General features: G+C 66.5%; 22 protein-coding genes (1 of these 22 only partly in view). 6 read left to right on the plus strand and 16 right to left on the minus strand.

Annotated elements, in window-relative coordinates:
• From VH326_RS08450 to VH326_RS08460, 3 genes are all read left to right on the plus strand, one after another.
• Positions 1-601 carry the 3' portion of an alpha/beta fold hydrolase gene (locus tag VH326_RS08450; protein ID WP_329631375.1) on the plus strand. It extends 470 nt beyond the left edge of the window, so 601 of the gene's 1,071 nt are visible here — the last part of the coding sequence; its start codon lies off the left edge, out of view; it ends in the stop codon at positions 599-601.
• Positions 598-1,131, plus strand: a complete 534-nt coding sequence (locus VH326_RS08455) for a GNAT family N-acetyltransferase (protein ID WP_329631376.1) — start codon at positions 598-600, stop codon at positions 1,129-1,131. The genes VH326_RS08450 and VH326_RS08455 overlap by 4 nt, the downstream gene beginning before the upstream one ends.
• Before the next feature lie 66 nt (positions 1,132-1,197).
• Positions 1,198-1,989, plus strand: a complete 792-nt coding sequence (locus VH326_RS08460; RefSeq protein ID WP_329631377.1) for an esterase/lipase family protein — start codon at positions 1,198-1,200, stop codon at positions 1,987-1,989.
• Positions 1,990-2,091: 102 nt separating this feature from the next.
• Here VH326_RS08460 and VH326_RS08465 read toward each other — a convergent pair whose 3' ends face one another.
• The 3 genes from VH326_RS08465 to VH326_RS08475 form a co-directional block, all read right to left on the minus strand.
• Entirely contained in the window at positions 2,092-2,532 is a 441-nt protein-coding gene (locus VH326_RS08465) for a phasin family protein (protein WP_329631378.1), read from the minus strand.
• A complete protein-coding gene (locus tag VH326_RS08470; protein WP_329631379.1) occupies positions 2,532-4,010 on the minus strand; it encodes a wax ester/triacylglycerol synthase family O-acyltransferase in 1,479 nt (492 codons plus the stop codon). Before VH326_RS08470 ends, VH326_RS08465 begins: the two co-directional genes overlap by 1 nt.
• Before the next feature lie 178 nt (positions 4,011-4,188).
• A complete protein-coding gene (locus VH326_RS08475; RefSeq protein ID WP_329631380.1) occupies positions 4,189-7,263 on the minus strand; it encodes a TonB-dependent receptor domain-containing protein in 3,075 nt (1,024 codons plus the stop codon).
• A 254-nt stretch (positions 7,264-7,517) separates the two neighbouring features.
• On the opposite strand from VH326_RS08475, the gene VH326_RS08480 reads away from it, so the two are divergent.
• Together VH326_RS08480 and VH326_RS08485 are read left to right on the plus strand one after the other, a co-directional pair.
• On the plus strand, positions 7,518-9,074 hold the full coding sequence (locus VH326_RS08480; RefSeq protein ID WP_329631381.1) for a permease: 1,557 nt from the start codon (positions 7,518-7,520) through the stop codon (positions 9,072-9,074).
• On the plus strand, positions 9,071-10,081 hold the full coding sequence (locus VH326_RS08485) for a serine hydrolase (protein WP_329631382.1): 1,011 nt from the start codon (positions 9,071-9,073) through the stop codon (positions 10,079-10,081). The genes VH326_RS08480 and VH326_RS08485 overlap by 4 nt, the downstream gene beginning before the upstream one ends.
• Here the strand turns inward: VH326_RS08485 and VH326_RS08490 are convergent.
• Both VH326_RS08490 and dacB read right to left on the minus strand, forming a co-directional pair.
• The gene (locus VH326_RS08490; RefSeq protein ID WP_329631383.1) at positions 10,078-10,905 is read right to left on the minus strand and encodes a phytanoyl-CoA dioxygenase family protein; all 828 of its coding nucleotides are present in this window, start codon (positions 10,903-10,905) and stop codon (positions 10,078-10,080) included. The genes VH326_RS08485 and VH326_RS08490 overlap by 4 nt on opposite strands.
• Positions 10,906-10,915: 10 nt before the next feature.
• Positions 10,916-12,355: a D-alanyl-D-alanine carboxypeptidase/D-alanyl-D-alanine endopeptidase gene (gene dacB, locus VH326_RS08495; protein ID WP_329631384.1), complete on the minus strand. Its 1,440-nt coding sequence runs from the start codon at positions 12,353-12,355 to the stop codon at positions 10,916-10,918.
• A 53-nt stretch (positions 12,356-12,408) separates the two neighbouring features.
• Here dacB and VH326_RS08500 point away from each other — a divergent pair, with 53 nt between their 5' ends.
• Positions 12,409-14,256 (plus strand): amidohydrolase family protein, encoded by a 1,848-nt coding sequence (locus tag VH326_RS08500; protein WP_329631385.1) that lies wholly within the window; start codon positions 12,409-12,411, stop codon positions 14,254-14,256.
• On the opposite strand, the gene VH326_RS08505 is transcribed toward VH326_RS08500, so the two are convergent.
• From VH326_RS08505 to flgF, 11 genes are all read right to left on the minus strand, one after another.
• Positions 14,247-15,818 carry an N-acyl-D-amino-acid deacylase family protein gene (locus VH326_RS08505; RefSeq protein ID WP_329631386.1) on the minus strand — a complete coding sequence of 524 codons (1,572 nt, stop codon included), beginning with the start codon at positions 15,816-15,818 and terminating at the stop codon, positions 14,247-14,249. The genes VH326_RS08500 and VH326_RS08505 overlap by 10 nt on opposite strands.
• Before the next feature lie 32 nt (positions 15,819-15,850).
• On the minus strand, positions 15,851-16,996 hold the full coding sequence (locus tag VH326_RS08510) for a serine hydrolase domain-containing protein (RefSeq protein ID WP_329631387.1): 1,146 nt from the start codon (positions 16,994-16,996) through the stop codon (positions 15,851-15,853).
• Between the two features lie 68 nt (positions 16,997-17,064).
• Positions 17,065-17,964, minus strand: a complete 900-nt coding sequence (locus VH326_RS08515) for a flagellar motor protein MotB (protein ID WP_329631388.1) — start codon at positions 17,962-17,964, stop codon at positions 17,065-17,067.
• Positions 17,965-18,080: 116 nt separating this feature from the next.
• Complete coding sequence (gene motA, locus VH326_RS08520; RefSeq protein ID WP_329631389.1) at positions 18,081-18,944, minus strand: flagellar motor stator protein MotA; 864 nt, start codon at positions 18,942-18,944, stop codon at positions 18,081-18,083.
• 124 nt (positions 18,945-19,068) lie between these two features.
• Positions 19,069-19,962 (minus strand): flagellar biosynthesis protein FlgL, encoded by an 894-nt coding sequence (locus VH326_RS08525; RefSeq protein WP_329631390.1) that lies wholly within the window; start codon positions 19,960-19,962, stop codon positions 19,069-19,071.
• 6 nt (positions 19,963-19,968) lie between these two features.
• Positions 19,969-21,318, minus strand: coding sequence for a flagellar hook-associated protein FlgK (flgK, locus tag VH326_RS08530; protein WP_329631391.1), 1,350 nt, complete (start codon positions 21,316-21,318; stop codon positions 19,969-19,971).
• Complete coding sequence (locus VH326_RS08535) at positions 21,315-21,677, minus strand: rod-binding protein (RefSeq protein WP_329631392.1); 363 nt, start codon at positions 21,675-21,677, stop codon at positions 21,315-21,317. Before VH326_RS08535 ends, flgK begins: the two co-directional genes overlap by 4 nt.
• Entirely contained in the window at positions 21,674-22,774 is a 1,101-nt protein-coding gene (locus tag VH326_RS08540) for a flagellar basal body P-ring protein FlgI (protein WP_329631393.1), read from the minus strand. The genes VH326_RS08535 and VH326_RS08540 overlap by 4 nt, the downstream gene beginning before the upstream one ends.
• Before the next feature lie 86 nt (positions 22,775-22,860).
• Entirely contained in the window at positions 22,861-23,544 is a 684-nt protein-coding gene (locus tag VH326_RS08545; RefSeq protein ID WP_414714264.1) for a flagellar basal body L-ring protein FlgH, read from the minus strand.
• Positions 23,544-24,332: a flagellar basal-body rod protein FlgG gene (gene flgG / locus VH326_RS08550; RefSeq protein WP_329631394.1), complete on the minus strand. Its 789-nt coding sequence runs from the start codon at positions 24,330-24,332 to the stop codon at positions 23,544-23,546. The genes VH326_RS08545 and flgG overlap by 1 nt, the downstream gene beginning before the upstream one ends.
• A gap of 13 nt (positions 24,333-24,345) precedes the next feature.
• Positions 24,346-25,092, minus strand: a complete 747-nt coding sequence (gene flgF / locus VH326_RS08555; RefSeq protein ID WP_329631395.1) for a flagellar basal-body rod protein FlgF — start codon at positions 25,090-25,092, stop codon at positions 24,346-24,348.
• Positions 25,093-25,108 lie beyond the last annotated feature (16 nt).

Genomic DNA, 25,108 nt, shown 5'->3' on the forward strand with positions numbered 1-25,108 from the left:
GGCACTGCATCCGGACGATGGGCTCGCGAACCTCGTCACCTTCACCACGCCGGTCGATTTTTCGAAGATGGAGATGTTCCAGCGCTGGGCCGATTGCCGCTTCTTCGATGTCGACAAGCTGGTCGATACGCTGGGGAATTGCCCCGCCGATTACCTCTACACTGCGTTCGACATGTTGCGCCCTGGCGCGCGCGCGGCGGGCAATATCCGGCTCTACGACAATCTGTGGAACGACGAGTTCGTGAAGTCGTACCGGATGTTCGACCGCTGGAGCTCGGACAGCCTGCCGCTTGCGGGCGAATATTTTCGCGAGACGACCAAGAAATTGATGTGGGACAACCAGCTCCACGAAGGCACGCTCGAGCTCGGCGGCCGGCGAGTCGATCTCGCCGCGATTACCGCGCCGTTCCTCCACGTCGCCGCCGAGCACGACCATATCGTGCCGACCGCCGCCTCGGCGCCGTTGATCGGGATGATCGGGTCGGCGGACAAGGACGAGATCGTGCTCAAGGGCGGGCATGTCAGCCTCGTCGCCGGCGGCAATGCGGTTCGGCGGCTATGGCCGAGCCTGGTCGCTTGGCTGGGCGAGCGATCGACATGAGCCACGCCATCCGTCGCTTTCGACCTGAAGACCGCGACAAGGTCATTGCGTTCGCCGCGACCTTGCCGGAGCAGGATCTGCTGTTCCTCAGCCGCGACGTGCGCGAACCGCGCGTCGTCGCGGCGTGGCTCGCGGCGATCGAGAGCGGCGAGATCGACAGCCTGGTCGCCGAGGATGGGGGCGAGATCGTCGCGACCGCCGCCCTGGTGCGCGATCCGCTGAGCTGGTCGGCACATGTCGGCGAGGTGCGGCTGCTGGTGTCGCCGGCGCGGCGTGGCGCGGGGCTCGGCAACGATCTGCTCCAAGGCATCTTCATGATCGCAAAGGAGCGCGGCCTCGCCAAGCTCACCGCGCGGATGACGGTCGACCAGGCCGCGTCGATCGCACTGTTCGAAGGGGTCGGTTTTCGTGCCGAGGCGATGCTCAAGGACCAGGTGCGCGGCGCCGACGGGCAGAGCCACGACATCGCCATCCTCAGCTACGACTCGGCGCGGGTCGCCGCGCGGCACGCCGCGATCGGTATCGAATAAAGACTTGTTGGGATCGAATCGCGGGCACGGTGCGTAGATACCGCTCGAAACGCAGGAGAAATACGAATGGCCAGTGCAGCTCCCCGGACCGCGGTCAAACCGCCATCGGCGCTGCTCGCGCTTACCGAACTGCCGCGCGCCTTGTTCGAGTGGAGCGCCTTGCCCTGGGCCGCGCCGATGCTGGCGAGTGCGCCGCGCGGCGATGGGCATCCGGTGATCGTGCTGCCGGGCTTCGTCACTGGCGACAGCTCGACCGGCACCTTGCGCGGTTTCCTCAAGCGCCAGGGCTATGCCCCGCACACTTGGGATTTGGGACGCAATCTCGGGCCCAAGGCGATCGGGCGGCAGGGCGAAAAGCTGATCGCGCGCGTGCTCGCGGTGTTCGAGCAAAGCGGGCAGAAGGTCAGCCTGGTCGGCTGGAGCCTTGGCGGGGTGATGGCGCGGCTCGTCGCCAAGCGGATTCCGCACGCGATCCGCCAGGTCATCACGCTCGGCTCGCCCTTCTCGGGCAGCCCCAAGGCGACCAATGTTTGGCGCGCCTACGAAGTGCTGACCGGGCAGAAGGTCGACGCCGAGGACACCAGAGCGCAACTCGACGAAATCTCGGCGCCGCCGCCGGTGCCCTCGACTGCAATCTACTCGCGCAGCGACGGCATCGTCGCGTGGCAGAATTGCTGCGAGGAAGTCGGCCCCACGAGCGACAATATCGAAGTGCATGGCAGCCATTGCGGGCTCGGCGTCAACGCCAGCGTGCTCTACGCAGTCGCCGACCGGCTTGCGCAGCCCGAGGACGACTGGCACCCGTTCGAGCGGACCGGGATCAAGGCGTGGGTGTTCCCATCGGCTGGGCATGCTTGAATCTCCCCTCCCGCTCGCGGGAGGGGTAGGGGGGCCTATGATCGGCCGGCGCTTGTTTCAGGCCCACCCCGAGCCCCTCCCGCAAAGCGGGAGGGGGATGACCTATTTCTTCCCGCCCGCCGCACCGCGCCCGAATTGCATGATCAACTCGCCGATCTCGCGTGCGTGCGACAGCGAGCGGGCGCCCTGATCGCGGAGATATTCGCCTTGGATCTTGGCCACCGCGGCCGGGCTCTTCGCGGACGCCGCGGCGCGCATCGCGGCGAATGCCTCGCGCGTATTGGCTTCGGCTTGTTCGAGCATCTTGAGGCTGACCGACGAGCCTTGCTTGGCGAGCTTCTCGCTCGATTCGCGCAGCTTCTCGCCGGCGCCCTGAACTCGGTCGGCAGCGGATTTCGCGCCCGCGGCGGCGCGGTCGGTGGCATTCTTGGCGCGCTTGGCCGCCTTGTCGGTAGCGTCCTTGGCGCGCTTTGCAGCTTTGTCTGTGGCGCTCTTCGCACGCTTGGCGCCATTGTCGATCGCGTCCTTGACCTTCTTCGCCATCACCTTGCTCCCTTCGCTGCGCGCTTCGGCGCCGGTTTGGATTTTGCGGGCGCCGCTGCCGGCTTGATCGCCGCAGCCTTGAGCGCCTCGAACGAACGGCGCAGCGCGGCGGCATAGACGTCCGGATCGGGCAGCATGTCGCGATCGGCGGTGAACGACACCGCGATCGTATCGCCGTACGAATAGACGGGGTTGATGAGGCCCATGCTGTCGAACACCGGCGCGGTGCCGTACATCGCGACCATCTTCGCGCCGCAGAAATAGAGCGGCACGCGGCTGCCCGGCACGTTGGTGACGACGCAGTTGAAGGCCGGCGCGTGCATGTTGGCGGCACCCACGCGCGTATAGAGCCGCGCGCCCAGCCCGGCGAGGCCCGACGGGATGAGCTTCGAATAGTCCGCCAGCGTCTTGGCGCCGACCGCGTTGGTCATCGCCTTCGAATTGACCGCGTCGTCGTGGACGAAGCGCAGCCGCTCGAGCGGGTCCTCGATCTGCGTGCCCAAGCCCACCACCATCGCCGAGACGAGGTTGCCGAGCGCTGCCTTCTCGCCCTCTTGCCGCACCGAAATCGGCGCCATCGCGGTCAGCGTTTCCTTGGGCAGCTCGCCTTTGTCCTTGAGGTAGATACGCAACGCCCCGCCGACCACCGCCAGGATCACGTCATTGACCGTCGCGTCGGGCACCGCGTCCTTGATCGCGCGCACCTCGGCGAGCTTGAACGGCACCGCGTCCCACACGCGGTGCGCGGAGACCTTGCCATTGAACCGGGTCTTGGGCGCGGGGCGCGTGTTCTTGAGGGAGACGTCGCCTTTGCCCGCCTGCACCGCGAGCTTGGCCATGCCGGGGAGCGAACGGCCGATCGTCTCGGCGATCCGCATCGGCTGGAGGAGATTGTTGAAATAGGAGCGAGTCAGCAGATCGGCGACGCGCGGCATGTTCTCCGGTTTCCACGTATCGGGCTTGGGCGGGCTCGCCATCTCGGCGTCGAGGTCGTGCACCGCCGCCGACATCTCGACCCCCGACATGCCGTCGATCGCGGCATGGTGAACTTTCGAGACCAGCGCGAAACAGCCCGGGGGCAGCCCGGGAATGTTGTCGAGCCCCTCGACCACGGTGAACTCCCAGAGCGGCTTGGTCAGGTCCATCGGCCGCGCGTGGAGCCGCGCGACCTGGATGCACAGCTGGCGCCAGTCGCCGGGCTTGGGCAGCGCGATGTGGCGAACGTGGAATTCGAGGTCGAACTCGGGATCCTCGATCCAATAGGGATGGTCGACGTCGAACGGCACGCGGACCAGCCGCTGGCGAAAGCTGCGCGCGCCCTGCAGCCGGCTCTCGACGAAATTTAGGATGTCCTTGAAGCGCACGAACCCGCCTGGCGCGGTCGACGGGTCGTAGATGCCGACCGATCCGATGTGCATTGGCGTGTGCGGGGTTTCGAGATAGACGAACGACGCGTCCTGCGCGCTCAATTGCTCCATGCGCACTCTCTCCCGTGGCGCCGGCCGATGCCGGTCTGTAGGGCAGGCGTAGCAGAGCGCGGGCGGAGGCGCGAATCGGGGCGAGCCGGTTGCCGGCCAGTCATTACCGAACTCAGACACACGAAAAAGGGCGCCCGCGAACGAGCGCCCCCTTCGATGCCTTCGGCACGGGTTCGGTTTAGAACTTTACCTCGGCATTGACCGTGAACGAGCGGCCGCGAGGGTCGGCAACGCGCGGTTCCCACGAGCTGCCCGAGCCGGTGTTCGAATCGTACGTGATCGCGAACGGCGGATCGGTATCGAACACGTTCCTGACCCCGGCGGCGATGGTGAAGTGCTGATTGATCCGCTGCGAGATCGACGCGTTGTAGATGATGTACGGCTTCACGTCGGGGTTGAAGTCGGGCCGGCTCGGACTGCCCGGCAGCGCCTGATTCTTGTATCCCGAGCGGTAGATTTGCGAGAAGGTCAAGCCGAAGCCGCCGGTCGTCGTATAGGCAACATAGACGTTGTGCTTCCACTTCAGTCCCAGGTCGCCCGCAAGCGTGAACACGCCGCGCGTGTTGGTGTAGGGCAGGTTGGGGAGCAGCTTTTCCTTCTTTTGGATCAGCAACGTGCCGTCGAATCCGGCGGAGAACACGCCACCCAGCGCCTCGATATTGCCGCGTCCGGAGAAATCGACGCCGCGTGTCCGGCGCGATCCGAAATTGCCGGTCCTGAGATCCACCGCAGTGATGATGCCGGCAGTGCGCGTGATGCGATCGGGGAAGGCGTTGATGTTGGCGAGCAGCTGCGGGATCGTGATCGTGCCGATCGTATTGTCGACCGCGATGTACCAATAGTCGGCCGACAGGCTGAGGTGGCTCGACGGCTGCAGGACGGCGCCGAACGTGTATTGCTTCGACGTTTCGGGCCCGAGGTTCCGATTGCCACCGCTCGACGAATCGGGCGTGATCGGCTGGCAGCCCGGCGTGGCGTTGACTACGCCCCCCGGGCAGGTGGTCGGATCGACCAGCGTGTTGCCCGGATTGGGGGATACCGTGACGCCGTTGAATATCTGGTTGAACGACGGCACGCGGAAACCGGTGTTGTACGAACCGCGGAGCAGCAACCAGTCGACCGGACGGAATTTGGCGGAGACCTTCGGATTGAAGGTCGAGCCGAACCCCGTGTAATCGTCGACGCGCCCAGCGACGGTGATGTCGAACGACTTGAACACCGGGAACAAGACTTCGCCATAGGCGGCCTTCACGTCGCGCGTGACCTTGCTCAGCGCGTTGACGTTGTCGAACGCGACGTTGAAGATATCGGGCTGGTTCAGGTCGGCTGCCGACGAGCCGTTGAAGCTGTAGCTTTCGCGCCGGTAATCGACCCCGACCGCGAGCTGCACATCGCCCCCGGGCAGGCGGAACAGCTTGCCGGAGATCGACGCGTCGAACTGCCGCGTCTCATACTTTCCGCTATACAGCTTCAGGCCCTTGGCCGAGACGGCGTCGAGCGCGGCGAGCGCTTGCGGCGTCTGCACCAGCGAGAACGGATTGAGGATGCCGCTGTTGAACAGCCCGACGATACCCGGTGCGCTCGCACCCGGTGCAGTCGGCGCGCGGGGATCGGCCTGGCCCGCGAGCGTCGCGCCGGTTCCCGAAGCGATCGCCGCAGCGTTCGACGCGAACACGCCGCGATACGAATAGCCCGATCCCAGCACCGAACTCGCGCTGCTGCTCGCGTAGGAAGCGCCCGCGCGATAATCCCAGCCGGGCGCGATCGGTCCGTCGATACCCAGCGCGGCGCGGAACGTCTTGGTGTTGGTGGTATATTCGCGCGGGCCGCAATCGATGCAGCGATAGCGGAACGCGATCGGCTTGCCGTAATTGGCCGCGACCGCCGGCAGCACCGCAACGATGCTGTTGTAAACGGCGTTGTAGGTCGGTGCCGTGAGCGCGTTGAGCGGGTAGGCGATCGGCAAAGACGTATTGTTCGCGCTATACTGGTTGTTCGAGAAGATCTTGTTCGATGTCGCGTCCGATCCGGTCACTTCGACATAGAGTTCGTTCCCGCCGAACTTGGCGGTGGCGCGGCCGTAATAGGTCAGCGTCTGGAGCGGCTGCTGCAGCGTCGCCGCGCGGCCCGTGTCCCACGAACATGCCAGCGCGGTGGTGGCATTCGCCCACAGCACCGAATCGTAGTTCATGCCGCCATCGACCGAGTCGCAGCCGGCGCCGCCAGGCAGGCGAAGCGGATTGACGCCGCCCGATGCGGCGGCCGTCGTACCCGGAATGAAAAAACCTGGGTTGGCGAGAAGCGAGGTCCCACCGCTTGTGCCGCCGAGCAACGTGCCGCCCTGCGTGATGCCGATCGGTCCACCCGCGACCGGCGTCGCCGCGGTCGGGTTGATCGGGAAAGCCGTCGCGATCGGCGTGCCGCGCGTGTCGATCGACAGACCGCGATTGGGCTGGTTGCCGTTGACGAAGTCGCGGTCCTGGCCGAACAGCGCACCGTTCCAGCTCTTGCTGATCGACCCCATGACGTTGAAGCCCTGCTCGTCGAGCTTGCCCCAGCCGACGGTCGCCGAAAGGCGATAGATTTCCGCGTCGCCCTGCTGAGTCGTGTCGGTGAAGCCGGCGACGTCGATGCCGGTGAAGTTGGTCTTGGTGATGAAGTTGATCACACCGCCGATCGCATCGGTGCCGTAGATCGCCGAGGCGCCGTCCTTTAGAATTTCGATGCGGTCAATCGCCGCGAACGGGATCTGGTTCACGTCGACCGCCGAGCCCTGAAGTCCGTGCGCTGCGACTCGGCGGCCGTTGAGCAGGACGAGCGTCGACGCGCTGCCCTGCCCGCGCAGGTTCGCCGCCGACAGGCCGTTGGTGCCACGCGCCGCGCCGCTGACCACGTCGGAGTTCGACGCGAGGTTGTCCGCGCCGTTGCCGTTGTTGGCGAGGAACGAGATCAGCTGTTCGGGGCTGCTGATACCTTCGCGGCTCAAATCCTTGTTGGTGATGATCGTCAGCGGCAGCGCCGAATTGTTCGGATCCTGCTTGATGCGCGAGCCGGTGACGATGATGTCCTTGCCATTGTCTCCGCGATCCGCCGGATCGGCGGCGACCGGCGCGGCGCCGGTTGGCGTGGCGGCGGGCGGGGTGGTCTGATCGCCGCCCGTGGTTTGCGCGAAGGCGGCGCTCGGCAGCGCGCACAAAGCGGCGAACGCCGTGCCCGAAACCAGCATCAGACGGAGCGAGGTCGAACCAGCCATGTCGTATTCCCCCAAGTGACGCCGTTCCCCCGGCGTTTGATTCACATATTAAGCAACAAAACTGCCATACCGCGCCACCCCTTTTTTCAACTCCCGGAAAGCACAGGCATTTTTTGGCGCAGGCACCTCGAAACGTTGCTCCGCTGCAACATACCGGGCATTGACGCCGGCAGCGTTGCAGGGGAGCGTGACCGCAACGCAATGAGGGGAGCCGGGATGCCATCAATCCAAGGTCGCTCGACAAAGCGCGGCGCATGAGCGCGTCGGTGACGGCGGGCCAGGCCGAAGCGCAGGCCGCGGTGCCGCGCGATTGGCGGCGATACGCACTGTACCTGCTGCTTGGGTTCGCCGCCGGTCTCCCCTTCTACATGTTCAACGCGGTGCTGCTGCTGCGGCTCGCCAGGCATGGCGTCGACATCGTAACGGTCGGCTATTTCGCCTGGGTCGCTCTGCTGCCGACGTTCAAGTTCGCTTGGGCGCCTTTGCTCGATCGCTACGATGTGCCGGGCTTCGGACGGTTCTGGGGGAAGCGGCGCGGGTGGATCATGCTCGCGCAGCTCGGCATTTTCCTGTCGATGGTGGCGATGGCGTTCACCTCGGCCGATCATAGCTTGCCCGTCGTCGCGTTGTTCGCGGTGTTGCTGGCGTTCTGGACGACGACGCTCGAGGTCGCGGCCGACGCTTGGCGTATCGAGATCGCACCGACCGCGGAGGAGCAGGGTCCGATGGTCGCCGCCAATCTGTGGGGATATCGCAGCGCGATGGTCGCCGCGGGAAGCGGCGCGATCTTCATCGCCGCCAAAGCCGATTGGACCTGGGCCTATCTGGTGATCGCGGTGGCGGCGTTCCTGCCGTTCCCGATCCTTGCGGCGATGCGCCCGGACCCGGGGCGCGGGGGCGGCCGGCTGAGCGCGCTGGCGACGGGCCTGGGCGCCAGCGCGATCGTGCTCGGCGGATCGTTGATCGTCACGGCCGTCGTCGGCTGGGCGCTGCTCGCCGCGATCGGATCGATCGGGATCAACAACCCGTCGGTCGTCAGCTATTGGGTGTTCGGCATTGCCTTGTTGCCGTTCGTCGCGATCGCCGCGGCGGTGCCGTGGATTCGCGACTTGCCGCCGACCGCGCCCGCGCGCATGTCGGCAGCGATCGGGCCCTATGTCGATGTCGCGTGGCGATACGGCTACATGCTGATCCCGGTGCTGCTGTTCGTGTCGGTCTATCGCATGGGCGACGTGATGGCGCTGACGCTGTCCCACCCCTTGTTTAACGCGCTCGGCTATAGTCTCGAGGCGATCTCCTTCTCGGACGGGGCGGTGGCATTGGTGTCGAGCATGCTCGGCGTCGCGCTCGGCGGCTGGCTGGCGGCGCGCGCGCGGATGGGGTGGGCGCTGGCGATCGGGGCTTTGATGTCGGCGCTGAGCAATTGGATCTTCGCCTGGCTCGCGCACCAGCATCCCGGTGGCCCCGCGCTGTTTTCGCTTGGGTCGTGGGTCATCAGCGGTGGCGACTTCAAGCTCTACCTGGCGATGGGGGTCGACCAGTTCGGCCACGGCTTCGAAGGCGCTGTGTTCGTCGTCTACCTTTCGATGCTGGTGAACCCGCGCTTTCCTGGGGCGCAATATGCCTTGCTGTCGGGGCTTGCCTTCCTCCTGCCGCGGCTGCTCGCGGGACTGTCGGGCGTATTTCAGCAATCGATCGGCTATGCCGGCTTCTTCATCATGGCGGGCGCGATGAGCTTGGGCGCGGTGGTGTTCCTGCCGCTGACCGGGCGCGCGGTGGCGCGGCCCGACGATCACCCGGAAGCGGCATGATCGACATCGACCAAGCCTTCGCGCCGGCAGCCGCGTACGTTGCCGAAGCACGGATCCCCGGGGCGACGTTAGGCATCGTCACCGCGACTGGGGAGCGCGCCGTGCGAGTGGCGGGGCATGCGGCTCTAGTGCCCGAAGCGGAGGCGCTGACCGAGCAGCATTGGTTCGACCTCGCCTCGGTATCGAAGGTCGTTGCAACCACGACTATGATCCTCGAGCTCGCCGATGCCGGCAAGCTCGACCTCGACCGCCCGCTGACCGACGCGATCTTCGATCTGCGGCAGTACGACGTGGCCAACGCGCCCGAGCGGCGGCTGACATTCCGCGATTGCCTGGCGCACCGCACCTTCCTGCCGGCGGTCGAGCCGATCTACACCTATGGCGACGATCCCGACCGGCTCCGCGCGTTCGTGCTCCAGCGCGAATGGCGGCATGGCCCGCCGGTCTATTCGGACATCAATTTCCTGCTGCTCGGGATCGCGATCGAGCGGATCACTGGGCAGTCCTTGTCGGCGTGGCCGCTCGGCGACGGCTTGAGCTACGGCCCGCCGCTGGGCTCCGCCGTCGCGACCGAGTTCTGCCACTGGCGCGGCCGGATGCTCAAGGGCGAGGTCCATGACGAGAATTGCTCGGCGATGGGTGGCGCGACCGGGCATGCCGGGTTGTTCGGGACGGTCGCGGGCGTGCTCGCCTTCGCGCAAGGTCTGCTCGACGGCAGCGGCGCGTCGCCGGCAATGCTCGACGCGATCCGTACGCGGCAGTTCGAGCATCGCACCTGCGGATGGGACAGCCGCAATCCGGGCTGGCCGGGCGGGGAGACATGCTCGCCCGCGACGATTGGGCATACCGGGTTCACCGGGACGGGGCTGTGGATCGATTTCGATCGCGGCGTCGCTTGGACGTTGCTGACCAACCGAGTTCATCCGACGCGGCACAGCGCGGGCGCGGCGAGCATCTTCAGTTTGCGCAGCGAAACCGGCGAAGCGGTGATCGCCGCCGTCGGTTAGACGTAGTGCGGCTCGCCGTCCTCGAACAATTGCTCGTAATGGACCAAGGCCGGCTCGGGGCCGAGAGGTACCGGCTCGCCGTCGCGGAACGCCCATTCCCCCCGGTCGCAATCCTCGGCGCGGACATAGCCGTTGATATACAGCCGGCGCAGGTGGTCGGAGCGATTGGTGCCCGATGCGTGAACCAGATACGGGTTCCACAACGCGACGTCGCCGGGCTCGAGGATCAGGTCGACCTGGTCTCCGGGCGAAATCCCCGCCGCCTCCAGCGCGGCATCTTGCGGCGCGTTGCCGAGCACTTCGGTGCTGGTGTCGAGATCGACCGGGCCGCGCGCATGGCTGCCCGGGATGAAGCGCATGCCCCCCGTCATCGGATTGTGCGGATCGATCGCGATTCCCGTCTGGACGTACGAATCGCCGAGGTTGCGGTAGGCCGTCTCGGGCCGGCGGAAGCGCGAATCCTGATGCCAGGCGAAGTCGCCGCGGCTGTTGGGCAGCTTCCAGTGGAGCTGGTTGATGATCTGCTTGAGGTTGTCGCCAATCAGCGGCTCGAGGATTTCGACCCAGCGCAGGTCGAGCCGAGTCTCGTTGAGCACCGCATTGTGGTAGGACGGCCATTGCGCCATCGGCACGTGCGGACGGCCGTCAGGGCCTGGCTGGACGTTATAGAACAGGTTGCCGTGGCGAAAGCTGCGGCCGTGCGCGACGCCTTCGGCATAGACTTCGTCCATCGCCGCGCCGATCCGCGCTATCTCTTCGAGCGAAAAAATGTTGCGGGCGATGGCATAGCCCTTGTCGCGGTAATCGCTGACATAATCGGTCATGCCTGCTTCCCTAATTGGCGGCAGCGACGATTTCCAGCGCCTTGTCCATCGCCTTGGTCGCGCCTGTGCCATCGGGGATGTCGTTGGCATAGATCGAGAAGGTCAGTACCCGCCCGCTCCTGGCGATCATATAACCCGACAGCGCCGAGGTGGCGTTGAGGCTGCCGGTCTTGGCGAACAATTTGCGGTCGAGCGCGGTCCCGCCGAAGCGCCGTACGAGCGTGCCGTCGACCCCGCCGACCGGGAGCGTCTCGCGCCACGTCGCGCCCCAGGTCTGCCCCGCGATCCAACGCAGCAACTTAACCGCAGAGCGCGGCGAGACTCGGTTGTAGGTCGACATCCCAGACCCGTCGGAGAAATCGAACCCGGCGCGGGGCGCGCCGGCCTTGGCAAGGACACCGCGCACCGCGACTTGCCCATCGGCAATCGAGCCACTGCCGGCGACCAGCGACACGCGGCGCAGGAACAGTTCGGCGTGGAGGTTCTGGCTGACCTTCATCGTGAGCTTGACGTCGTCGGCGAGCGGCGGGGGTGTGAGCTTGGCGAGCACCGGCTCGGCGGGCGGCCTCGCGGGTGGCGCGCTGCCCCGCACCATCGGATCGTCGGCGGGCATCAGCGGTCTGTGGCGCACGGCGATCGTGCCCGTCACGCGCACCCCGCGCGCGCGAAGCAACTCGGCGAGGCGCCAAGCGGCGTAGCGCGCCGGATCGTCGATCCCGACGCGCAGCCGCTCGGGCTTGGCGTCGGCGCCGATCGTCCCGGTCAGCCGCAGCTCATAGCCGTTGGGGGCGCGGTCGAACCCGATATCGCTCTTGCTGCCGGGGACGGTCGTCACTCGGTCATCGACGGTATAATAAGCCGGCAACGCCGCGCTCGGCGCGCCACCCGGCTTGCCCGGCGTCACCGTCACGACCAACTCGTTGTCGTCGAGCGTCAGCGCAGAGATGCCGGTCCCCGACCGAGTCGGAATGTTGTTCCAGCTCATCCCCGGGCTCCAGCGCTCGTCGGGGAACAACGTGTCGTCGCCGATCACATTGCCGACCACGCGCGTCCTCGCGGCGACCGCGTCGGCAAGGCTCGCGAGGCAGTCGACCGTGCAATCCTCCGCACTCGACAGCCGCGCATCGCCATTGCCGACCAGCACGACATCGCGGCCCTCCAGCCGCACTGCGGCGCCCCCGATCGTGTCGGGCCCGGCCATATCCGGTAAGGTCGCGAATGCCGCCGCGGTGGTAAACATCTTGGTGTTCGAGGCCGGAATGAAGCGTCCGTCGGGATCGATCGCGATCACTTCGCGACCCTGATCGTCGACCGCGAGCAGCCCGAACCGCGTGCCGGGCGGCGCCTGCGCAAGCGCCGCATCGACCGCGCCGCGCAAGCCCGCATCCTGCGCCAGGCTCGGCATCGCCACCGCGAGCGCCGCGGCCAGACCCACTACCCCCTTGATCATGGCCACGACGGTAAGGGTTGCGCAGGCGGACGCAAGTCGGGAAAGTGTGCGACATGAACTGGGCGCGCCGCATCGTCATGATCCTCGTCGTCATACTCGGTATGACCGCAGCATCGGCCGAGCGACCCCAGGCGACATTGATCAAGGGCGCGCGCGTGTTCGACGGCACCGGCGCGCCGGCCGTGATCGAGGATGTGCTGATCGTCGATGATCGCATCGCCGCGGTCGGCCGCCACCTCAAGCGTCCCCGCGCGACGCGGGTGATCGACGCGCGTGGGATGACGCTGATCCCTGGCCTGCACGACCTTCACACGCATCTGCGCGCACCCGCGATTGATGCGCCGGAGGACCTCGGCAAATCCTACGCCGCGTACCTGCTCGACGGGGTGACGACGGTAAACGACTACTCGCTGTCGGGCGAGATGATCGCGCCGATCCGCGACCTCACCAGGCCGGAGGGCGTGGCCGCACCGCATCTCGAAATGGCGGTGCGGATCGGGGTGCCGGGCGGGCACGGTACCGAGTTCGGCTGGGGCGACTTCTTCACGCTGCAGGTCTCGACCCCGCGTTCGGCGCACCTCGCGATGAAGACGGCGCTTCGGTACAAGCCCGACGTCATCAAGGTGTTCGCCGATGGCTGGCGCTATGGCCGCGACCCCGATCTCAACAGCATCAACGAGGATACGCTCGCGGCGATCGTCGCCGACGCGCACGCCGCGGGAATCCCGGTCGTCACGCATACGGTGACGCTGGAGGGCGCCAAGATCGCGGCGATGGCGGGGGTCGATTCGGTCGGGCACGGCGTCGGCGACGCTCCGGTCGACGACGAGCTGATCGCGCTGATGCGCAAGAACCACACCGCCTACATCGCGACGATGGCGACGTTCGAGCCGCAGGAGGATCGGACGTTCCTCCCCGCCGAATGGGCTAGTCTCACGCCCGGCGAACGCGCTCGTGAGGAAGCACGGATGGCCAAGCCGCTCGAGCCAATCCAGCCTTACGATGCGAAACGCTGGGCGATCATGCAGGGCAATATCCGCGCGCTGAAGGCGGCGGGGATCCGCATCGGGATCGGCACCGATGCCGGGATCGAGGGCACGTATCATGGCGAGTCGACGCTGCGTGAGATCTGGCGGCTGACGCAACTCGGTTTCACCCCGGCGGAGGCGTTGGTCGCGGCGACCAGCACCAGCGCGGAGATCATGGGGCTCGACAAGATCGAGGGGGCGATCCGCCCCGGGATGCGCGCCGACCTCGTGCTGATCGCGGGCAAGCCCGACCGGAACATCGCCGACCTCTACAACGTCCGCCACGTCTGGGTTTCAGGCCGCGATCAGGACCTGATCGCGCTGCGCAAGCTCGCCGACGGTACTGCGCCGACGCCGATGCCGGTGACCGTGATGCCCGGCCCGATCGACACCGGCGCCCGCGACGACGGCCGCACTGATGTCGACACGCTGCCGGTCGAAAGCACCGAGCCCGGCACCGACCATAGCCGCCTGACGATCGCCCGCCCGAACGATCCGCGCGTGGGCAAGAAGCTGTTCCTCGCGGTCCGGCTCGGCGCGCGTGCGCAGCCGTTCGCGCAAATGATCGTGCCGCTGACACGGGGTGGGGTGACGCTCGCCGATGCGAGCGGATTCATCGGCGTTGCCTTCGATGCGCGCGGCAGCGGGCGCTATTCGCTCGCTTTCGACAGCTACGGCCTTGAGCCCGACGACTGGTTCCACGCCGGCTTCGATGCCGAAGAGGGCGTGCACGAGGTGCGCGTGCCGTTCAGCGCGTTGAGCGGCAACGGGACGTTCGATCTCAAATCACTTCGCGCGTTGCTGGTCCGGCTACACGGCGATCCCGGCGCGACCACCTGGCTCGAGATCGGGAACTTGCGTTTCTATCGCTGAGGTGGGCACGTCCCCGGGGTCGGCGTGTGCGGCAGCGCGCGACCCGCGGCGACGCCGGTGAGCTTGCCGTTGTCGACCGCGACCCGGCCGTTGACCAGCACGGTGCGCACGCCCGTGGCGGGGAGCGACGGCTGCTCGTAGGTCGCCTGCGCCGCATAGCTTTTGGGATCGAACACCACGACATCGGCGAAATCGCCGGGCTTGAGCTCGCCGCGACCCTTGAGCGCGAACCACTTGGCGGTGAGCGTCGAGCTGCGCTCGATGAACTGGCGCAGCGTGATCACCTTATCCGCGACGACGTACTTCGCGTATTTGCGCGCGAACGTGCCCCATACGCGCGGGTGGCCGCTCGACGCATCGCTGTCGGTCATCACCCAGGGCTGACGCATGAACGCGGCGATATCGGCCTCGCTCATGTTGAACGAGACCGTGGCAGCGTCGTGGACCCGGATCACCGCGATCACGGCGGAGATCGGGTCGGTCTTCATGGCCGCCGCGATCTCACTCAAATACTTGCCGCGCCATTGCCCTTCGGTGACCAGCAACGTCGCCGCACCCCCGCGCTTGCGCATGTTCTCCGCCATGTCGGCACGCAGTCTGGGCTGGAGCGCCTTGTCGTCGAACCGTGCGATCATCGCCTTGGTGCCGCCGTCCTGCGCCCAGAGCGGGACCAAAGAGGCGACCAGGCTCGTGCCGCTGGCCGACCATGGGTATTGGCTCGCGGTGATGTCGACGCCCGATGCGCGCGCGGCGTCGATCTTGGCGATGATCGCGGGCGCCATGCCCTGGACGTCGATGCCCAGCGCCTTGATGTGGCTGATGTGGATCGGCATGCCGGTCGCGCGGCCGATCGCGATCGCTTCGTCGATCGCCGCGGCGAGGCCGACCGTGTACGAACTCTCGTCGCGGATATGGCTGTCGTAATAGCCGCCGCGCTTTGCGGCTTCCGCCGACAATGCGATCACTTCATCGGTCTTGGAAAAGTTCTGCGGGGCGTAGAACAGCCCGGTCGAAAAGCCGATCGCGCCTTCGCACATGCCCTTGACCACCAGCGCCTTTTCCCGCGCCAGTTCGGTGGGGGTCGGCGCGCGCGCATCGCCGCCGATCACCGCCTCGCGGATCGTCCCGAACCCGACATAGGTGGCAAAATTGATCCCGACCGGCTTGGTCCTGGGAGTCGCCAGCACGCCCGCGACGTCGATCGATCCGCCGCCGTCATTGCCGATGAACGCGGTCGTCACGCCTTGCAGCAGAAATGCGGGGATCAGCCTGGTCTTCGCGTCTGCCGAGGCGAGCCACGGGCCGGCGTGCGTGTGCGGATCGATGAAGCCGGGCGCGACGATCATGCCCTTGGCGTCGATCGTCCGTGTGGCCGCGATCTTCAGGTTGGCGCCGACCGCGACGATCCTGTCGCCGCGGATCGCGACGTCGCCGGTGAACGGCGCTTCGTCGCCGGTGTAGATCGTGCCGCCGCGGATCAGCACGTCGGCCCCTTGGGTTGGCGCGGCGCCAAGCGAGGAGCCGGCGAGCAGCGCGGCGATCAGGGCGGAGGCGAGCTTCATGGCGGCGATCCTTTCGTGGGCGTAGGGGCGCGTCAAGGCTGCGCGAGCGACTCCTCGGTCACGGTATAGGCCGAATGGCTGCCCTTCACCGGCGGCACGTCGGTCGCGAAATAGGCAGTCCCGGTGCCGGTCCTGGGGTCGAACCATAGCCCGGACTTGAGGCCATAGGCATCGCCCGAATGGCCGATCCGCCGCTTGCCGTCGCCGAACACGTCGTCGCCGCACTTCGCCTGCGGCGTCGCGGTCAGCAGCGTGCCTAGGCCATAGCTGCACACCCAGCCATCGTCGACCTCGCCGTTGGTCCCGTCATAGGTCCAGGCCGGAGTCTGCATCAGCTTGACCGAAGCCGGCGTGAGCAGCCGCACGCCGTCGACCTTGCCGCCGTTCATCATCAAGCGCCCGATCCTGGCGAGGTCGACCATCGAGATATGCAGCCCGCTCTGCGGCGCGAACATGGATCCGTTGGCGCCCGCGCGCCAGCGCGACAGGTCGCAACTGCCGTCGGTCGCGGGGGTGACGGGGCAGGCGGGGCGCTTCCCGTGATTGTCGTCGCGAGTCACTTGCCCGCCGCGATAGAGCACGACCCCGCGCGCGATCGTCGCGTCGTCGCAGGTATCCCACTGATAGCAGGCGGGAAGGCGCAGCGGGCGGACCACGAGTCGGTCCATCAACCGATCGAACCGCTCGCCGGTGGCACGCTCCATCACCGCGGCGACGACGGGAAAGTTGAAGTTGACGTAGTGGAACCAGGTGCCGGGGGCATGCTGGCTGTCCCACGCCTTGGGATTGCTCAGAACGCTGCGCATGTCGCCGTCGAGCGGTAGGACATAGTCGAGAGTGTCGGTCAGGCTCGAGCGGTGCGAGAGCAGCAGCCGCAGCGTGATCGGGATGTCGGGAAAGGCGGGGTTGCGGAAGGTGTAGCCGAGATAGTTGGAGACGTCGGTGTCGAGGTTGAGCTTGCCCTGCTCGACCAGCCGCATCGCCGCGATCGTCGTCACCATCTTGGAGATTGACGCGATGCGCACCGGGCTGTCGGGCGTGACCGCACGGTTCGCGGCGGCGTCGGCCAAGCCTTCGGCGCGGACCGAGGTGATGCCGTGGCGATCGAAGGTGACACGGACGGTGGCGGCGGGCTGAGCGGCAGTCGCGCCGGCGAGGAGGAAGGCGAGGGGGAGCATGGCGTCGGAAGCTAAGCCAACATGCGCCGTTGGGGAATAGCCCCTCCCCTCAGGGAGGGGTGAGAGACCTATTGCTTGAACGATCCCGCGCGCCACAGGAGCGTGATCGACACGCGTCGGTTGCGTGGGTCGCTGGGGTTGTCCTCGATCATCGGCTCCCGATCGGCGACGCCTTCGATCCGGTAGAAGCGAGTCTCTGGCGTGCCACCAGCGGCCAGCCGTCGGCGAGTCGCCTCGGCGCGGCCCGATGACAGCATCCAGTTGTTCATCGCCATCGGATCGCCATAGCCCAGGCTGTCGGTGTGCCCGCGGATCATGATCGGGTTCTTGGTGTCCTGGATCGTCGTTGCGATCAGCCCGATCAACTTGTCGGCCTCGGGCACCAATTGCGTCGTGCCGAGCGCGAACATCGAATAGTCGGCGTCGTCGACCAGATCGATGCGCAGGCCTTCGGTGGTCTGGATGAAGCGGACGTGGCTCGCCAAACGCTTGAGCGGCGACGTTTGCATGGCGGCCATCAGGCGGCGCTTCAGCGCTTCGAAATTCTTCGCGTCCTCGGCGGCGATCGTCTTGTTCTTGAGCGATCCCTGCTCGCCGGTGCCGACTTGGGCGCCGCCCTTCGAATCCATCGGGATCGTCAGCGATCGGGTGCCGGTCTGCGACGCGCGATTTGGGTAATTGTCCTTATCGGTGATCGACTGCCCGCCGAGCATCCCGTTCGATCCAGCCGAATTTTCCTTGAGCTGGACCAGCGTCGGAGTGAAATAATCGGCAATGCCCTTGCGCTGTTTCTCGGTGGTCGCGCCGAGGATCCACAGCAGCAGAAAGAACGCCATCATCGCCGTCACGAAATCGGCATAGGCGACCTTCCACGCGCCGCCATGATGCGCGCCGTGACCCTCGATATAGATCTTCTTGTAGATGATGCGGGGCGGTTGATTGGACCCGTGCGGAGCGCGCGCGGACATTTTATGCGGCTCCTGACGGAGCCGGACGGTGCCGGCCCACTCCCCCACCCGACCGCCCAATCAGGGTACGATCGTCGGCGGTCGGGTGGGGGAGTGGGCGGACACCGCTCATCGGATTAACGCCCCCGCAACCCGTCGAACACCTCGGCGAAGCCCGGCTGGTTCGAATGCGCGATGCCCGAACGTGCGGCTTCGATCACCAGCGGCTGGGGATGGCCGTGGAGTGAGGCAATGATGATCTGCTTGACGACGTTGTAGATCGCCGCGTCGGCGTCGATGACTTGCTTGAGCCGCGAGGCCAGCGGGCCGACGATGCCATACGCGAGCAGCACGCCGAGGAAGGTGCCGACCAGCGCCGATCCGATCATCGCGCCCAGGATCGCGGGTGGCTTATCGATCGACCCCATCGTCTTCACCACGCCGAGCACCGCCGCAACGATGCCGAGCGCGGGAAGCGCGTCGGACAGCGACTGCAGCGTGGTCTGCGGCCCTTCGACCGCGTGGTGGTGTGTCTTGATCGCGTTATCCATCACTTCCTCGACCGCGTGGACGTCGAGCGTGCCCGACGAGACGACGACGAGGCGCAGCGTGTCGGCGATCAGATTGGTCAGCGTGTGGTCGGCGAGCAGCCGCGGATATTCGGCGAAGACGGCGGACGATTTGGGGTCCTCGACATGCGGCTCGAGCGCGATCGGCCCATCCATCCGCAGCATCTTCATCAGCTTCGAGACGAGGAAGATGACGTCGAGATAATCCTGTTTCTTGTACTGGGGCCCCTTGAGCACCTTGGCGACGCCGCCGCCCAGCGCTTTCAATTCCTTGGTCGAATTGCCGATGATCAGCGCGCCGGCCGCGGCACCGCCGATGATCAGCATTTCGTGCGGGATGGCCTCCATGATCGGGCCCAGCGCGCCGCCGGTGAAGACGAACCCGCCGAACACCATCGCGAACAGAACGACGAGGCCGATTGCCGGAAACATTACGCTCGAAAATCCCCCATATTTCGCGGCCTTGCCGGCATCAGGACCGGCCTGATCAACGGTTAAGCGGGTTTGGTATTCAATCCGTTAACCGTAAGGCGGAACCGGCCCCCAAAATTGGGGATCAGCGCATATAATCGAACAGCGACAGGCTGGAGAGCTTGGTGAAGCTCGCTTGCGCCGCCGACAGGATCGTCATTGTTTTCTGCAGGTCGGTGATCGCTTGAGTCACGTCGGTGTCCTCGATCGCCGACCGAGTGACTTCGCGATCGGTGGCGAGGTCGCTCATCCGCGTCGATTCGATATCGACTCGCTGCGCGCGCGCGCCGAGCGAGCCCTGGACGGCGGCTGCCTGACTGTTGGCCGCACCCAGCGAATCCGCCGCGGCGCCGGCGACGCTGGAGATGTCACCGCCGCCGCGAAGTGCGGCGGCGAGCGCGGAGATGGTCGACAGCACGTTGCCGCCGCTCGAATCGACGAACAGCCGCGACGCGGCTTCGCCCGGCGCGGCGCTCGACGCGGCACCGATCGGGATCGCGGCCGGACCGTCGCTGGCGAAGGTAAAGCTGCCGTCGGAATTGGCGGTGACGGCGGGCGTGTCGCCGCTCGCGAAGATCGCGGCACCCCGCGAATCCTTGGCGTTGGCGAGGTCGGTCAGCGACTGGACGATCGAATCGAGCTGGTCCGCAATGACGCTGCGATCGCTCGCCGACAACGTGCCGCTATTGGCCTTGATCGCGAGCTCCTGCGCCTGCTGGATCTCGTCGCCGATCGACTTGAGGGTAGTGTCGGCCTGGCTCAGCGCCGACTGTACGATGGTGATGTTGCCGGCATAGGCCTGGTCGTCGGCACCGTCGCGCACGATCCCCTGCAAGCGGCGATAGCCGACCGCGTCGTCGGACGGCGTGTTGAGCTTCTTGCCCGTCGACACTTCGGTCTGGAGCTTGTCCGCCGCCGCGGTCAGCGACTGAAAGTTGCGCTGGTTCGACGTGTAGAACTGGTTGGTGCTGATCTGCATGGCGCTTTACCGGATATCGATGATCGACTGGATCGTGTCGCGGGCGACCTGGATCACTCGGCTGGTCGCGGCATAGGCTTGCTGGAAGCGCATCAGGTCGACCGCTTCGCTGTCGAGATCGACGCCAGACAGCGAATCGCGCGACGCCACCGCGTTGCTGCGGATCGTGGTCTGCGCGTCGGCGACCGATTTGCGCTGCGCCAGCGCCGAGGCATTGGTGGTGGTCATGTCGACCACTTTGTTCTCGTAATCGCCCGAGGTGCGAAGCGCGGTGAAATTGCCGAGGTTGGTGTTGTCGCGCTGGCCGCCGCCGACCGCGGAGGCGGCGATGCCGCGCGGATCGTCGAGCGCGACCGAGACCTGCGCGGTGCCTTGGCTCGGGTCGATCGCGAACAAGGCGGCGCCGCTGTTGTTGTCGAGGTCGCGGCCCTGCGCCTGGACGGCGTTGATCCCGTCGACGAAATTTTGGGCGATCCCCTGGAGCCGGCTGCGCGCGTCGGCGATGCGCTGCGCGCCGTCGACGATCCCTGCCAGCGCCCCGCCGACCGGCGACAGAACGTGCTGGTCGATGCCGGACATCATGTTGAACGTAATCGTCCCCGCGGCATTGCGAGAATAGCCGACCGTGCTCGCCTGGCTGGTATCGACCAGCACCGGTCCGCCGCTGCCGCCGGCGCGCACCGTAGCGCGCCCGGCACGGTCGTAATCGACGGTGACGTCGGTCAGCGCACTCATCTGGTCGAGCACCTGGTCGCGCTGGTCGAGCAATGCGGCATTGCCCGCAGTGCCCTCGCCAGTGCGGCCGAGGCCGTTGTTGATCTTCGCCAGCGTCGCCGCGAGCGAATTGAGCGACGACACGGTGTCGCGCGTGGTGGTGTCGAGGTCGGCGGACACTCGGTCGAGCGATGCGCCGGTTTCGCTGAACGCGCTGGCGACGCCGTTCGCCGATTCGAGCATCGCCGATCGCGCGGCGGTCGAGGTCGGGTCGCCCGCGAGCGTGGTCGCCGAGGTGAAGAAGCTCGACAGTCGCGTCCCGAGCACGCTGCCGCTCATCGAGGTTTCGATGCGGTCGAGCCAGGTCACACTGGTCTCGGTCTTGGCGAGGTCCGCGCCCGCGACGAGGACCTCGGCCTGCTTGAACATGTCGCCCGCGCGCTGGACGCCGGTGACCGCGGCGCCTTCGCCGCTGCCGGTCGACTGTGCGCCGACTGCGCCGATCGACGCGACTTCCTTGATATTGGTGGTGCGGCGCGAATAGCCGGCGGTGCCGGCGTTCGCGATATTCTCCGACACGGTCGCGAGCGCGACCTGGTACGCGCGCAAGCCGCTCGCGCCGATCGCCAGCATGTCGCTCATGGCGTAGTGCTCGCTTCATCGGCGGCAGGGGCAGCGGCGGGCGTCTGCAACGACGCCTGCGAGCGCGACAGGAAATCGGTCATCGCCTTGCCGATGCCGATCGGCTGATGTGCCGCCATGCTCTCGGCGATCTGTTTGTCCTGCATCTCGCGGAACGTGTCCTGTTCCTTCGAATCGAACAGCCCGTCGCCGAGCTTCGCCTGGCGCATCGACTTCATCATCAGCCCGATGAACACCGATTCGAACTGCTCGCCCGCCTTTTTGAGGTTGGCGGCCGAGCCGAGCCGGCTGGTGTCGGTCGAGATGCCCGTGGTGGGCGCGATCGGGGTAGGCCCCGTCGAGGAGGGAAAGTCGGTCACAGGATGATCAACTCGGCCTTGAGCGCGCCTGCTTCCTTAAGCGCCTCGAGGATCGCGACGAGGTCCGACGGCGAGGCGCCGATCGCGTTCACCGCCTTGACGATGTCGGCGAGCTTCGGGCCCGGCGCGAGCAGGAACATCGGCCGTTTCTCTTCGTCGACGGCGACGCCCGATTTCTGTTCCTTGGCGGTCTGACCCTGACTCATCGGCAGCGGCTGGACCACGGTTTCCTTCTCGTCGATCCGCACGGTCAGCTTGCCGTGCGTGACCGCGGCGGGGCCGACGCGGACCGCCGAATTGATCACGACGGTGCCGGTGCGCGCGTTGACGATGACTCGGGCCGGCGGTTCGGCCGGGACGACGTCGAGATTCTCGATCTCGCTCATGATCGTCGCGCGGGTATCGGCACCGGTCGGGGCCTTGATCCGGATCGACACGCCGTCGACGGCTTCGGCGGCGCCGCCGCCGAACCGCGCATTGATCGCCGCGGCGACGCTCTGCGCCGTGGTGAAATCGGACCGTGCGAGATTGAAGGTGAGGGCGGGCGAGGTTTCGAACCCGGTCGCGACCGCGCGTTCGACGGTCGCTCCTTCTGGGATCCGTCCGGTCGAGGGCACGTTGATCACCACCGACGAACCGTCCTTGCCTTCGACGCCCAATCCACCGACGGCGAGGTTGCCCTGCGCCATCGCGTAGATCTGGCCGTCGGCGCCCATCAACGGGGTCAGGATCAAGGCACCGCCGCGCAACGACTTGGCCTTGCCCATCGATGCGACGGTGATGTCGATCCGCTGGCCGGGCTTGGCAAACGGCGGCAGGTCGGCGGTGATCATCACCACCGCGGCGTTCTTGAGGCCCGGGTTGATTCCGGCCGGCAGCTGCAAGCCCAACCGGCTGGCGACCGCCTTCACCGACTGAATGGTATATTCGAGATTGTCGTCGCCCGTGCCGGCGAGCCCGACGACGATGCCGTAGCCGGTCAGCTGGTTGGTGCGGATACCCTGGAAACCGCCCAAATCCTTGATGCGGTCCGCCGACGCGGGAATCGCGATCAAGCTGGCGATCAGGGCGGCGAGGATCAGGCGGAACCGGAACATAAGACGCAATCCAATCAGGTTGTCATGATGCTATGCCCGGCCGATGGTTAAGGCCGTGCTAACCATCGAGCACGGCCGTGGACCGGCTAAAAGGGGCTGATCACCGAGAAGAACCGGCCGAGCCAGCCCTGGCGACCGGCGCGGGCGACGTCGCCCTTACCGGTATAGGCGATGCGAGCGTCGGCGACGCGGGTCGACAGCACGCGGTTGTCGGCGCTGATGTCGGCGGAGCGGACGATGCCCTTGATCTGGACGAACTCGTCGCCGCGGTTGAGCGTCACGCGCTTCTGTCCCTGCACCAGCATCGTGCCGTTGGGATAAACCTCGACCACCGTCACCGAGACTTCGCCGGTCAGCGAGTTCGACTGATCGGCGGTGCCCTTGCCGTTGAAATTGCGGTTGCCGCTGAGGCTGAGATCGGTCGGCTTGACCGCCGACAGCAAACCGGTCGACGGCGGCGTCAGCCCGAACCCGCCACCCGAATCGAGCTTCGACGAGGACGATTTGGACGCCGACGTGTTTTCGACCAGCACGATCGTCAGCGGGTCGCCGATGCGGCGCGCGCGGCTGCCTTCGTAAAGTGCGGCATAGCCGTCCTGCGGCTGGAAGATGCTGCCGTTGGCTGGCGCCGGCGCTGCCGGCGGCGGCGGCGGGACCGCCGAGAAATCCTCGACCGGCTTCTTCTTGCCGCCGTGCGCATATGCGGGCGTGCCCGCGCCGAGCATCAGCGCGGCGCCGGCGACGGCCGCAATCAGGGTGAAGTTGCGCATCAGATGTTCTGATTAACGTATTTGAGCATGTCGTCGCTCGCCGAGATCATCTTCGAATTGACCTCGTACGCGCGCTGGCATTCGATCATGTCGACCAATTCCTCGACGACGTTGACGTTGGACGCTTCGAGCATTCCCTGGCGGACGGTGCCGCGGCCGTCCTCGCCCGGCACACCGAGATTGGCGGCGCCGGAAGCGGCGGTTTCGGTCATGTAATTGTCGCCCTTGGACTGCAGCCCGCCCGAATTGGCGAAGGTCGCGACCTGGAGCTGGCCGAGCGTCGCCGGTTCGGTCTGTCCCGCGACGGTCGCGGAGACGGTGCCGTCGGTGCCGACGGTGATCGCGGTCGTGCCTTCGGGAACGGTGATGCCGGGCATCACCTGATAGCCTTCGTTGGTGACCAGGAGTCCTTCGGGGCTGCGCGAGAAGTTGCCCGCGCGGGTATAGCCGAGCTGGCCGCCGGGAAGCTGGACCTGGAAATAGCCGTCGCCATCCAGCGCCATGTCGAGGCTGTTGCCGGTGGTCTGCATCGACCCTTGCGTGTCCATCCGGGCGGTGCCCTGGATGCGGACGCCGGTGCCGAGGTTGAGCCCGGTCGCGTACTTGCTTTCGCTCGACGACGACGCGCCGGCGGCGGTGACCGTCTGGTACGAAAGCGTCGCGAACGAGGCGCGGTCCTTCTTGAACCCCGTCGTGTTGACGTTGGCCAGGTTGTTCGAGATCACCCGCATCCGCATGTCCTGGGCGTCGAGCCCAGTGCGGGCGATATGCATCGCGGCGCTGCTCATCTCATATCACTCCTCAATTGGGCATGCGCATCAGGGATGCGCCGCCTTCGTCCATGTCCTTGGCGGACTTCATCAGATTGGCCTGCACTTCGTAGGCGCGCTGGTTTTCGAGCATGTCGACCAGAGCCTGCGTCATGTTGACGTTCGATTGCTCGAGCATCCCGCTCTCGCACTTGGCGTCCTCGTCGGTCGGCAACACGCCGCCACCCTTCACATGGACGAGGTTGTCGAGACCCTTGACGGTGTCCGAGCCCTTCGCGCTGGTGAACTTGATGCGATCGATGATCTGCGGGGTCTTGGCATCGCCGCCCTGCGGGACGATCGACACCGTGCCGTCGCCCGCGATCGAGATCGACGTCGCCGGCGGCACGGTGATGGGTGCCCCCCCGGACCCCATCACCGGGAAACCGTCGCCGGTTTCCAGTACGCCACTGGCCGAAACGTTGAGATCGCCACGCCGTGTATAGGCTTCGCTGCCGTCGGCGGCCTGGACCGCCATCCACTGATCGCCAGGAATGGCGAGGTCGAGATTGCGGCCGGTCGAGATGATCGTCCCCGAGCTGCGGTCGAAATCCTTGACCTCTTCCGAGGCAGAGGCGCGCGTATCGAGCCCGTCGCCCTGGAGCATCAGGCTGTCGAAATTGACCCGCTCGGCGCGAAAGCCGATCGTCGATGCGTTCGCCATGTTGTTGGCGATGACGGCCTGTGCCGCCATCCGCGCCTTCAAACCCGACGCCGCCGTGTAGATCAATTTGTCCATGCGTGCCCCCCGTCAG

It is taken from the genome of Sphingomonas sp. (genome assembly GCF_036269755.1).
Classification (GTDB): Bacteria; Pseudomonadota; Alphaproteobacteria; order Sphingomonadales; family Sphingomonadaceae; genus Sphingomonas.